General features: G+C 42.4%; 9 protein-coding genes and 2 pseudogenes. 5 read left to right on the top strand and 6 right to left on the bottom strand.

Annotated elements, in window-relative coordinates; all coding sequences use genetic code 11:
* A partial coding sequence (locus tag A4S05_RS35350) for an ABC transporter ATP-binding protein (RefSeq protein WP_218108007.1) occupies nucleotides 1-1,806 on the top strand: 1,806 nt, incomplete at its 5' end.
* Nucleotides 1,807-1,924: 118 nt separating this feature from the next.
* Here the strand turns inward: A4S05_RS35350 and A4S05_RS35345 are convergent.
* The 5 genes and pseudogenes from A4S05_RS35345 to A4S05_RS35330 all read right to left on the bottom strand — a co-directional run bounded on the left by A4S05_RS35345 (nucleotide 1,925) and on the right by A4S05_RS35330 (nucleotide 4,661).
* Nucleotides 1,925-2,395: pseudogene (locus A4S05_RS35345) on the bottom strand (DUF1392 family protein).
* A pseudogene (locus tag A4S05_RS35340) lies at nucleotides 2,392-3,366 on the bottom strand (DNA cytosine methyltransferase); the annotation flags it as partial. The pseudogenes A4S05_RS35345 and A4S05_RS35340, both read right to left, overlap by 4 nt.
* Before the next feature lie 296 nt (nucleotides 3,367-3,662).
* Entirely contained in the window at nucleotides 3,663-3,878 is a 216-nt protein-coding gene (locus A4S05_RS35335; protein ID WP_069074424.1) for a hypothetical protein, read from the bottom strand.
* Between the two features lie 89 nt (nucleotides 3,879-3,967).
* Nucleotides 3,968-4,162, bottom strand: coding sequence for a hypothetical protein (locus A4S05_RS44420; RefSeq protein WP_370684514.1), 195 nt, complete (start codon nucleotides 4,160-4,162; stop codon nucleotides 3,968-3,970).
* Nucleotides 4,128-4,661 carry a class I SAM-dependent methyltransferase gene (locus tag A4S05_RS35330; protein WP_370684513.1) on the bottom strand — a complete coding sequence of 178 codons (534 nt, stop codon included), beginning with the start codon at nucleotides 4,659-4,661 and terminating at the stop codon, nucleotides 4,128-4,130. Before A4S05_RS35330 ends, A4S05_RS44420 begins: the two co-directional genes overlap by 35 nt.
* A 128-nt stretch (nucleotides 4,662-4,789) precedes the next feature.
* Here A4S05_RS35330 and A4S05_RS40975 point away from each other — a divergent pair, with 128 nt between their 5' ends.
* Nucleotides 4,790-5,029: a hypothetical protein gene (locus A4S05_RS40975; RefSeq protein WP_141699896.1), complete on the top strand. Its 240-nt coding sequence runs from the start codon at nucleotides 4,790-4,792 to the stop codon at nucleotides 5,027-5,029.
* Nucleotides 5,030-5,439: 410 nt separating this feature from the next.
* Here A4S05_RS40975 and nifH read toward each other — a convergent pair whose 3' ends face one another.
* Nucleotides 5,440-6,330 (bottom strand): nitrogenase iron protein, encoded by an 891-nt coding sequence (gene nifH / locus A4S05_RS35325; RefSeq protein WP_069074423.1) that lies wholly within the window; start codon nucleotides 6,328-6,330, stop codon nucleotides 5,440-5,442.
* A gap of 1,760 nt (nucleotides 6,331-8,090) precedes the next feature.
* On the opposite strand from nifH, the gene A4S05_RS35320 reads away from it, so the two are divergent.
* The 3 genes from A4S05_RS35320 (at nucleotide 8,091) to A4S05_RS35310 (ending at nucleotide 12,284) form a co-directional block, all read left to right on the top strand.
* The gene (locus A4S05_RS35320; protein WP_069074422.1) at nucleotides 8,091-8,489 is read left to right on the top strand and encodes a phage holin family protein; all 399 of its coding nucleotides are present in this window, start codon (nucleotides 8,091-8,093) and stop codon (nucleotides 8,487-8,489) included.
* 127 nt (nucleotides 8,490-8,616) lie between these two features.
* Nucleotides 8,617-8,808 carry a YqaE/Pmp3 family membrane protein gene (locus A4S05_RS35315; protein ID WP_069074421.1) on the top strand — a complete coding sequence of 64 codons (192 nt, stop codon included), beginning with the start codon at nucleotides 8,617-8,619 and terminating at the stop codon, nucleotides 8,806-8,808.
* 890 nt (nucleotides 8,809-9,698) lie between these two features.
* The gene (locus tag A4S05_RS35310; protein ID WP_069074420.1) at nucleotides 9,699-12,284 is read left to right on the top strand and encodes a GAF domain-containing protein; all 2,586 of its coding nucleotides are present in this window, start codon (nucleotides 9,699-9,701) and stop codon (nucleotides 12,282-12,284) included.
* Nucleotides 12,285-12,387: the final 103 nt, after the last annotated feature.

The raw sequence follows: 12,387 nt of genomic DNA, 5'->3' as shown, positions 1-12,387 counted from the left end.
TATTACCCGCAACTTGGGTTATATAGCAAGATTAAACCGATGTTAATCGATCAAGAAAGATTGAAAGCGGACTTACGTACTTTAACTTCATTGCAGCGACTTTTTCACTACTTTAAGCCTTACCGTTTTCAGTGGGTGATAGCAGTATTAGCTCTGCTGGCTGTTCATGTTGTTGAAGCTGCCATTCCCATCTATCTAAAAGTCGGCATTGATCTGATTTCAAAACAAGACGAGAATATCTTATTGCCGATTCTTGCAATACTTGGTTTGACGGCTGTACGCTTTGCGATCCTGCACTTTGGTCGCCGCAAAAATGCACTAATTTCAATTTACATATCTTATGACTTACGGCAAGAATTCTACGCGCACTTACAAACCCTTGGTCGCGGCTTTTATGCAAATTACCAGTTGGGTGACTTGATTGCACGAGCGACCAATGACATGGAGTCTATCCGTCGCTTTTTTCGTTCTGCGGTGCATCGATTAGTAAGCCTAATTGGTGTGGCGTTAATTGCACCGATTTTTATGGTGCAACAGTCGGTTCAATTGACATTGTTGCTCATTCCGTTACTGCTAGTGATAGCCGCTAATGGCTGGTATTTGGCTGGGCGTATTTTGCTGGCATCGGCAGGGGTGCAAGTGGGTTTTGGTGCGTTGACAGAAACGGTGCAGCAAAACCTCAAGGGTATCCGTACCATCCAGTCCCATGCCCAGGAAGAGCGAGAGATTAAACACTTTACAGGAGTATCACATCGTTATGCGCTAGCTCATCAAAAATTGATCAATTTGAACGCTATTTTCACTGCCTCCACTGTGCTGGGTAGTGGTTTGATGACCTTAATCGTTGTTGGCGTGGGTGGAAGCCAAGTATTGGCTGGGCAAATGAGCGTCGGCACGCTGACAGCTTTCATCTTTTATCTGGCTATGATTCTTGGGGTAATCAAGGAGAGCAGTTTTGTAGTGTATGCTTTGCTGAATGCCAGTACAGCTGCAACCAGAGTATTTGAGATTGTGGATGAAAAACCTGAGATTCAAGATGCTCCAGCAGGTTCATCAGCCCAGCCTATCAATGGCGAAATCGCAGTTTACGATCTGTCATATAGTTACCCGGTCGGTGCAGGAGTGCGATCGCGTCTGGTTCTAGAAGAGATATCCTTGAGTATTAGCCCTGGCGAAATGATTGCCATCATTGGTCGCGTAGGATCTGGCAAATCCACCTTGCTGCGGCTGCTGGCCAGGCAATTGCAGTCTAATAGCGGACAAATCAAAGTGGATGGGCAAGACCTACGAGACATCCCGCTAAGTCATCTCCGCCAGAATCTGTCATTTGTCCCCCAGGATACTTTCTTGTTCGCTGCACCAATTTCGGAGAATATCTCATTCGATAATCCAGAGCGACCACTAGAGTTAATCTGGCAGGCTGCGCGAGCCGCACAGCTTGAGGCAACGATCGACAAATTCAGTGCAGGCTTATCCACATTAATTGGCGAGCGTGGGGTAACTTTATCGGGTGGACAGAAGCAAAGAACCAGTCTAGCCCGTGGGCTAATTCGCCAGACCCCCATCTTGCTGTTAGACGATTGTTTTTCTGCATTAGATACTAAAACTGAGGCTTTAGTTCTATCGCAATTGCGAGCAATCAGGAATGGACTTACTACAGTATTAGTTTCTCATCGTTTGTTGGCAACACGTTATGTAGATAGGATATACATACTTGAGCAAGGGCGTATCGTGGAAGCTGGCAGCCATAACGAACTAATTGGCCAGAATGGTTATTATGCCAAGCTAGTTAGTATGCAAGACTAAGCTTGAACTGTTGTGGATCAAACTCAACTGCTCAACCCTTTCCAATTTCTGGGAGGATACAGTGAGATTGAGATGGCCTCGCCTTGGATTTCGCCACGATAATATGAGGTGTACACTGTCATAATCGCACCCGCTCCAAGTCATAGTCAGTCACCCGTGCAATAGAATCTCTGGAGGTAAAAACCTCATCACCTTTTTCCGATATGCTGGGAGACATCCACTCGATGCTGTAGAACCAAGAATCATTAATCAGTTGAATGCCCTGGACTATGCGGATTGGTGACCCATTGCCATGAAACCGAAACTCGACTAACTCACCGAGTCGAAACACAGGTTTTTCCTTGGTGTTCGGTTGTAAGTTAGCTGTACCAATAAGTTCACTTCCCAAAACAGTAATATTGGTATTACAAGCGAAGATTTCATATTTTCAGCCATGTTCTGACCACTCCACACCAGTGCAATAACCAAAAGCTTTGGCAGACTTTACGTACACTCGCTCTAACAAACTGACCAGTAACGGCGGAATTCGTTGACCCCACGGTGGAGAAATGTACCAGCACTGTTCTAAGTTTTGGACAAGATTAGTCATACACTCACTCCGAATAATTTACTCTGTGCAGATATAAATAGTTGTGTTGCGAAACTGGGTGGTACAGAGTAGCCGATGATTGATCCCGCCGTAGCAGTCTCAGGCGGGAACTCATACCAAGACGGAAAACCTTGTAAAATGGCAGCCCCCTCAATAGACAAAGATTTGACCGTACCATCCGGCAACCAGATATCAGCGAACTTACTACGGTTGAAGCCTTTGTGGTCGGTGAAGTGGGATCGCAGAATAGTATTAGCGGGGTGCGACCCTGCCTTGTACTTGGGTAACTTGCGTCCCCCCACTCTTTCTATTAGCAGTGGTGTCGGCGCATTCCAGGCTAAAAATTTCTCCAAAGCTTGTTGCTGTTTAGATAGCAGATGTGAATCAGACATCGTGGGGATGAGATGCGCGATCGCCTCGTACCAACCACAAGGTGTAGCTCCCGAAGGTAGGGCAACCCGAAACCCCCTACTTGCAATCAGAACTACCCGCCGACGCGCCTGGGGTAGTCCGAATTTATCCATGTTGACCACGCTGTAAGTAACCGAGTACCCCTCTTGCTCCAAAGCATCCAGAATGATACTGAAACTCTGACTGTTCTGATAGCGTGGAACATTTTCGAGCGTAAACACCCGTGGCTGCAACTGTCGGATGGCTTCTGCTACTGCGATCGCAGCACTCAAATCGTCAGCCGTTTCAATGCCTTTTCCCGCTTTTGCAGTGTGAGCTTGACTGAAGTTGGCACACACCGGGGAGGCATGGAGATAGTCGGGGTATCGCGGAAAACCTAGAAATCCTAACCGTGCTATTTCTTGGACTGTTAGCTGGATTATTCTACAGCCGTACTCGCTAAAGTTGCGGTGATGGGTTTTGGCGATCGCCCTGCTCAAGTCTGGTTTTGTGGGGTCAAACTCCACCGCAATGACCGGACGAATCCCGGCTTGCACCATCCCAGCTTCAATCCCGTCGCCACCCGCGAAAAGTACTACAGCTCGAGGGGCATCATCTGGAAGTCCCTAAAAGCAACGATATCTAAATTGGGTGGCGCTGGGTATAGGAATAGTTCTCATTTTTTAGTAGCCGCGCTGTCCTCACCCCTACAAGTTTATTGGCTTGTTTTGTTGGGGGATATCAATTGTTTACTACAGGTCGCTTGAATATTTAGACGGCATACGTAACTTTGTCTATTTAAGCGGGTCGTGTCCCCAATCTTTTAAAGAGTTCCGACATAAGAGACTGTCTCTCTTGTGCAGTAAGTCAGACTAGATTATTCAGCAATACGTGAAAATATTCTTGATAAGTTGAAAACAGGCAAGCAGTCAGCAGCCAGTGAACGTAAAACTTTTAGTTGAGTCGGTGTTAATTTTATTACTGAATTGGTTTGTGGAGATTTGGGTTGAGCAATTACCGCAGCCGTAGAAGCGATAACACAGGTGGCAAAGCAAGAGGAAGCAAGCTTAATTGGGTATTTGAATAATTTCATAGTTCATAGCTATATATGACTTGGGTTCAAAAAGAAGTTGCAAATTGCTTGATCTCTGAATAACAGCAGCAGAAGTCAGGCATTAATTACTATTTGCTCAGAGAGTTATGTCTTCTATATTCAATCCGAACTTGTTTAACGTCAATTTGCCCAGACTCTAAAAACACAAGTTGCTCTACTTGGTATAACCCTAAATCTTTAAACTGTGCTAATTCTGAGTTAGATAATGGCCAAGGTGGGCCATCCGGTTCAGCTTCTGTGTCTCGAACACGAGTAATCAGCAAGCATTGTGCCACCAGGAGCAACGACAAAGGCAACTGAAGAAATAACGCAAGAACGCACATTTAAGGGCAGAGACTGAATATTACGACATTCAAAAACAAAGTTAAAGGCTTGATGCCATTGTGGGGGAATTGCTAATAAATCTGTAACTACATAGTTAACGGTAGAATCGGGAAATCGCTCTTGACACCAAGTGATCGCTGTCGGTGAAATATCAAAGGCGGTTACTTCAAACCCCAGACTAGTTAAAGCTTGTGCATCGTCTCCCAAGCCACAACCAATGACTAACGCTTGTTGCCCAGAGGCGAACGGTTCATGATTCGTCAACCAATCTTGTAGATAAGGATGAGAAGTTAACTTAGCCCAAGGAATTTGTGCTGTGTCCTCTTTGGCTTTGGAATATAAAACTTCAAACCATGCCGAGGGATCTGATTTTTGTAAAGCTTCTGTCGCTAACTGTTTAACATGAAGCTGTAAATCTTCCCTTTGTTGTTCAAACATAAAAACCCATCACCGACACTAATAATTTGAGGTAACTAATTTTGCACTCTAGCTACGCCCAAAGCGAGAGCGGTGGCATGACCCTCAACTTTCTTTCCACATCCCTCGTAAACTAAGCTCCAGGGGGAATGAATTTAGCAAGGTTCCCAGATTTAGGACGATCGCTCTTGGTATCTTGGTATCTTCCCCAACCGAATTTCTCCCTGCCTAAAATCATACACTGGCTCACAAGTAGTAATACAATCAAGGGCGTGAGTTCGCTCTGGAACAAGTATGACCGATGCCAACCCCCAAACGGAAATGGACATCCAGGAATTTGGACTCAAGTTCTCAAGCATCGTTGCGCTTATCTTAATGACCAGCTTTAAAAACTGTTTAGTTCATTTGTTCTAACAAAGTTGACATGCTCCCAAAGAATGATCCCTATTAGGGATTGAAACAAAAACTTTATTGAAGAAGGTTTATCTAGAAAAGAATTGCAATTAATCAAAATCCCTATTAAGGAGTAAGCCTCAAAGCTTCTCTCCTTTTAGGAGAGAGGTTTGGAGAGAGGTCAAAGTCAATAAGGTTCGGATAAGGTTTTTTGATGACACGCTGCTAATCGCAAAGACTCGATAAATCGCCATCTTTACAAGAATCAGTCCTTTGTAGAGACGGCGATTTATCGCGTCTCTTGCCTTAACCGAGCGATCGCGGTATATTCCTTTCAAACAAAGAAATGCAAACATGAAAGGGTGGACTGCTGTCCACCCTAAACCATTATTTACTTAGCAATACTTTAAACAGGTGCTTCAGTAGCAGACTTACCAACAAGCATTGCGGTATTTTCGTCGCTTTCCAAGATACCGAATTCAATCAACAACTCTTCTAACTCTTCCATCTCAATTGGGGTGGGGACAGTGAGGTTTTTGTTGTCGATAATCTTAGTAGCCAATGTCCGATATTCGTTACTTTGATTGCTGTCAGGAGCGTACTCGTTAACAGTCATCCGGCGCAATTCAGCGTGTTGTACAATATTGTCACGAGGTACGTAGTGAATCATTTGGGTATTCAAACGTTTTGCCAAGGTTTCGATTAAATCGATTTCCCGGTCAACGTTACGGCTGTTACAAATCAGACCACCCAAACGCACACCGCCAGTGTGAGCATATTTGAGAACACCACGAGCAATGTTGTTAGCTGCATACATCGCCATCATTTCACCAGAGGTAACGATGTAGATTTCTTGTGCCTTACCTTCACGGATAGGCATAGCAAAACCACCGCACACAACGTCACCCAAAACGTCGTAACTTACAAAATCAACATCTTTGTAAGCACCGTTTTCTTCTAAGAAGTTGATAGCGGTGATAATACCACGACCAGCGCAACCCACACCAGGTTCAGGGCCACCAGACTCCACACAACGTACATCGCGGAAACCGGTCAGCATTACTTCTTCGAGTTCAATATCTTCTACAGCGCCACGTTCAGCAGCTAATTGCAGAACACTTGTTTGAGCTTTACTGTGTAGCATCAAACGAGTAGAGTCAGCTTTAGGATCGCAACCGACAATCAGAATGCGTTGACCCATTTCAGCCATTGCTGCTAGGGTGTTTTGAGAAGTGGTAGATTTACCAATACCGCCTTTACCATAGAAAGCTATTTGTCTAATCTTTTGCTCAGTCATGGTTGTGTTTCCTACAATGATTTAGTTGATGGGTCGTAAGCTTGATGTGAAATCTTCACCCTTGGCGTCCTAGGGAAGTAGAGCCTGTTGGCGTATATGCATAGCAACTTGTCGCTAAACATCGCATCCTGCCAAAAACACTTAAAATCAGAACATATTTACCCACGAAGCGATGGCTTAAGGGATAGAGAAATCTCTATTCCCTAATAACGAAGCCTTTAAAACTATGACTTCAGCATTATCAAGCTGTTGTAACAGAATCCCAAATGGTTGCTCAAGCCTCAAGAGTGGTTGCAGCAGGAATTCAAACGAACGCAGATTTGTTCCCTGAACCACACAACCAACCAAATTGCAATCCACTCTTAAATGGTCGCTACAACTTTTCTGATTTTGCTGATGTCAAGTCGCCAAGAACATCCATAACGCTTCTTGTTTCGTGATTAACAAGATATATTCCAACCCAAAAGTAGCAGTTACAGGTGCAGTAATATAATGCCTGCACAGGCAACCCCTAACACTTTGGCTTAGACAATATCTTGATGACTTTTAACAGCATGGTTAAATTCCTGAAAATTGTGGAACGACACCATTCTGCTTGGAGTTTTCGTTCCAAAAGTCAGCAACTACTTCAACTTAATATTGCGGGAGTAAACATTTTCAACCGCGAATTAAGTTAGTAAATACTCTGTATTCCTATGGATTTGTCAGGCTGTACTAAGAGTCTTTCTTCCCAGACTCCAAGAGTAATTGCCTTTTGTGGGTAATGCTCTAGCTAGGTTAGCCAACTCTTATTGGCTCATACCCAGATAAATTTCGATTGACTTCAAGTTGTTACAAAGGCTACTATCCTACTCAATCTAGTTTTAGATTTCGTCAAAAAAAGATGTAGCTAATTGAAGTGGACTTACCAGAGCAAAAAAACTTTATTGAGCTTGCCTCAAACTTGTCTTGAAGTTTTTTGTGCTTTTAACTTGTTTGATTCCTATAGAAACCATAACATACATCTCACTAATTTATGTGGCGAATTTTAAATTATTTATCTATTTAATAGAACATTATCCTTGAAACCTTTAATAGTCATAACTTACGCGTTTATAGATTGCTAGCTAGGTAAATTATTGATCATAGCCAATATGTGCAGTTAGATACTTTCGGGTATTTGATAAAAGCATTGAAAACTAATGTTTTACAACCAAAACAGAATTGATTATTTTTGTGGTCAAGAAAGTAGACTAAATAACTCATAACGTAATAAGTTAAGTAAAAGGGCTTAATTAGGGGCTTCCAACTAAAAAAAATATCCCATCGCTTTGGCAAGCAGGGGAGGAAGAATTGAATGATCATCTTCGCTCCCAAAGTTGGGTGGAGAGGGATAGTCGCCTCGTCCTTTGGGGCATTAGTAAATTCCTCCCCATGCCCCCTGCCCTTGCTGATAAAATTTTTTATACTAGAACTTACGCAAAAATAATTGAAAAGCCTATTATTCCGTAGCGGTAATTCATGAATTACCGCTACTTACGACGTATTTTGCGTAAGTCTTGTATACGAGTGATTCAGGAGTCAAATGCCCCGCCCACAAGGGGACGAGGTTTTACGCTCGATAAATAAAATCGGATTGCTATCTATATATAGTTTTCTCAATGATAGACCTAACGGTAGAAGTAAATTCTATCTTGCAAGAGAGGTGAAACCCTAGCACATAGTTAAAGATCAGATAAGAAGTGAAAAACAAAAAACCATTTAGTCATTAGGTCAGAAAAATGTTGACACCATTATTAACCGCCCTAGCTACAGCTTTGAGCCTGTTGATTGTTGATTTAGTTGTTCCAGGCGTTAATATTGCTAATTTTCCCGCAGCTTTGATTGCCGCTTTAGTAATTGGTCTAATTAACGGTTCAGTTAAGCCAGTTCTGTCTGCTCTCTCTCTACCGCTTAATTTTCTATCATTTGGAGCATTTTCGCTCATTGTTAACGGTTTGTGTTTTTGGTTAGCAGCAGTCTTAGTTCCTGGGTTCTCAGTTAGTGGACTTATTGGTTTCCTTCTTGGGCCAGTAATTCTATCTTTCGCTAATACCTTCATTAACAACTACTTTGTTGAAAGAAACCTTTTAACTAGTAGTGGTAATGTAAAAAGCCAAGGTGAATTACCTTCAAGATAAGTATTATAGGCAGTAGAGACGCCAGTTAAATTACGTTTCTAACCTACATAAAATCTCCGAAGGTGGATTTCCTAATTCGGTATCTTCAAAAGAATGTAATTAAACAAAATCACAAAGTTGTAAAATCATGAAATTAGTTCGTTTTCTTCTAGGTTTGTTAGTGCCTCCTTTAGGCGTTTTCTTGACAGTTGGAGTTGGGCCTACCCTATTTATCAACATCTTGCTCACAGTTCTAGGTTGGCTTCCCGGTAGTATTCATGCAATTTGGGTCATTGCCAAGCATGAAGAACAACTTAATCGAGAAGGGCGTATTTACTAATACGCAAGATGAATTTTAGGAAATCCTAAGTATGGTGCGTTACGTCTTTAACCGTAACGCACCATTTTAATTTCTAGCAGAAATATAGCTGATGAGCTATAGCACAATACAGTTCAGATAAGACGAAAAAACTTGTAGAGACGGCGATTTATCGCGTCTTCAAAGACCAATTACCTACACCAATAACCCTTAACCCAAGCCTATTGAGCTATAGCAATCCTAAATCATTCGTGAAAAATTAGATCCCCGGCTTTTTCGAGAAGTCGGGGATCTGGACATAGCGCATTTTCACAACTCATTTAGGATTGCTATATTCCACATTTAACTTGATTAAGTTTCATAATTAGGGCAGGCAAGATGACTAGTACAGCACGGCGTAAATAAACCACCCATTTTAAATGTCTGAAACCCTTGCAAACAATTAATTACGAATTCCGAATTCCGAATTCCGAATTCCGCCTTGCAGCATATATGCGAAAAGAAGCGATCGCAGTTAAGCTCAAGCTCATATCAGTATAATTGCTTATAATTTTGCAGCTATTGCCAGGTAAATAGACCATGCTTTACTGATAGAGCAATGCTCATTTGTATGCCCCTACGACAGATTACCAGGCAATATCAACAATCTCTCACCTGCGGAAGACATTGGTTTATGGTTTAAATGAGGGGTTTGACCCTCTATTCATCTATCTGTATCCGCCACTGGGAAAGGATTTTAGTTAAGCCATGCTTGTTGGTAATCAACTTGGGCCTTGATTCACAGGATGACGCTGGCTGAACAAGGGATTAAACTATGGATAATGTTCAGCAGTTGTTGCTTTTAACACCAATTACATAAGTTTAATCTCATTGTTAAATCTAAAATCTCATCCTGCTATATAAAACCAGTTATGTCAGCGTATCAAGGAAGTTGTGGGGAGACCACTGATGTGATTATTAGTGTTCACAACCAAGAAAACCTCGAATTAACAGCAAATTCTGCTCCTGTGGGTGCTCTTGCCACAAGACAAGGAACTTTTTCTACGTTTCTTGCTCCCCTGACTCAGGATACTTTTAAACAGGTCGTTCAGGATGTTGAGCAAAAATTACAGATTGTCCATCAAACCCTGTCAATGCTGGATTCTCAGGGGTTTGAAACCATTCTGCAAGAAATGTTGCATTCCATTACCTTAAAAACCGGGGAATTACTGGGAGCAGACCGGACGACGATATTTTTATTGGATGAAGAAAAACAAGAACTCTGGTCAATTGTAGCTGAAGGGGAGGGCGGTCGCTCTTTAGAAATTCGCATCCCCGCTAATAAAGGTATTGGTGGTGAAGTTGCTACTTTCAAGCAAGTTATCAATATTCCCTTTGATTTTTATAGTGATCCGCGATCGCATTTTGCCCAAGAACAAGAAAAAAGAACTGGCTACCGCACTTACACTATGCTGGCTTTGCCACTCTTAAATGAACATGGGCAATTAGTTGCAGTAGTACAATTACTGAATAAATTAAAATCTGGTCATAATCATGATGCTCCACTTGCAGAGCGAATTGATACCAAAGGTTTTAGCTGTGCTGACGAACAATTATTTCAAGAATTTGCCCCTTCGATTCGCCTAATTTTAGAATCCTCGCGCTCTTTTTATGTCGCCACCCAAAAACAAAGAGCAGTGGCGGCGCTAATGAAGGCGATTAAGTCCCTTTCTCAAAGCAGTCTCGACTTAGAAGACACCCTAAAACGGGTGATGGATGAAGCCAAAGAATTGATGAATGCCGATCGCAGTACACTATGGTTAATAGACCGCGATCGCCATGAATTGTGGACGAAAATCACTCAGGATGATGGTTCAACAAAAGAGTTGCGAGTCCCCGTAGGTAAAGGCTTTGCTGGTATAGTAGCGGCTTCTGGTAAGAAACTAAATATTGCCTTTGATTTGTACGATGATCCTGACTCGGATACCGCCAAACAACTCGACCAGCAAAATGGCTATCGCACCTGTAGTTTACTTTGTATGCCAGTGTTTAATGCCGATCAACAACTGATTGGTGTTACCCAACTTGTAAATAAAAAGAAAACTGGTGATTTTCCACCTTATAATCCAGCCGCTTGGCCAAAAGCTCCCGAATGTTTCCAAGCTAGCTTTGACCGCAACGATGAAGAGTTCATGGAAGCTTTTAATATTCAAGCAGGAGTAGCGCTGCAAAATGCCCAGTTGTTTGCCACAGTCAAGCAACAAGAACAAATGCAACGGGACATTCTGCGTAGTCTTTCTAATGGAGTGGTTTCCACTGATAAAACTGGGTTAATTATCGCCGCCAATGAAAGCGCCCAACGTTTGCTAGGACTAGGAGTCGATGAACGTTTAGAAGGTAAATTAGTAAATGATGTCATCGGCATCAAAGAAGGTGACTTTAGCAAGTGGTATCAAGATGCTTTACATGCAGTTGACTTAAAAGGCCGCCAACAATACTATCCCGATCGCACACTCTTAACTACTGGTACAGAACAGCACAGTATTAATTTATCGATTAACACAATTGCCGATGCTAGCGACCAAGAGCAAGTCCGTGGGGCGCTGGTGGTGATGGAAGATATCAGTGATGAAAAGCGGCTCAAGAGTACGATGTACCGCTACATGACCCAGGAATTAGCGGAAGAATTGCTGAAATTAGATGATGCTAAACTAGGAGGCGATCGCAAAGAAGTTTCAATCTTATTTTCCGATATTCGTGGCTACACCACTTTGACAGAAAACTTAGAAGCAGAAGAAGTGGTGAGTATGCTCAATGAATATTTTGAATCAATGGTAGAAGCAGTCTTTAAACATAAAGGCACCCTTGACAAATACATCGGCGACGCCATTATGGCTGTCTTTGGTTCTCCTCTACCATTAGAAGAACACGCTTGGATGGCAGTGCAAACATCCTTAGAAATGCGGGTTCGCCTGCACGAATTTAATCAACGTCGCTATGTAGATAATAAGCCCAGAATTAAAATCGGTATTGGCATCAACTCTGATACCGTAATTAGTGGGAATATTGGCTCTAGTAAGCGGATGGAATTTACCGCTATTGGCGATGGTGTGAATCTTGGCTCTCGATTAGAAAGTGTCAGTAAACAGTATGGTTGCGACATTATTATTAGCCATAACACTTTTAAACCATGCGAAGATTATATTTGGGCTAGGGAACTAGATTACATTCGTGTCAAAGGCAGAAATGAGCCAGTAGCTATATATGAATTACTGGGTTTGCGTTCCAATCCAATTGAAAGCGAAAAATTGCAAGTGATTGAGCACTATCATAAAGGGCGAGAATATTATCTCAAACGCGATTTTAATCGTGCTAGAGCTGAATTTGCCCTAGTTTTGGCAGCTGATAACCAAGACAAAGCTGCTATGTTGCATCTGTTGCGTTGTCAACATTGGTTACAATCACCTCTAACAGAATCAGATTGGGATGAAGGAGTCTGGACGTTCCAAGAGAAATAAACATTATTCATGCTGAATTCTGACTCCTGAGTTCTGAATTCTTCTGATAAATCAGACTTTTTCCTCGTTCCCAGTCTTCGACTGGGAATGCATTCATTGAGTC

Origin of the sequence: Nostoc sp. KVJ20 (assembly GCF_001712795.1) — a bacterium.
GTDB lineage: Bacteria > Cyanobacteriota > Cyanobacteriia > Cyanobacteriales > Nostocaceae > Nostoc.
The sequence above is the reverse complement of the archived record's forward strand: the minus strand, read 5'-3'. Positions and strand labels throughout refer to the sequence as shown.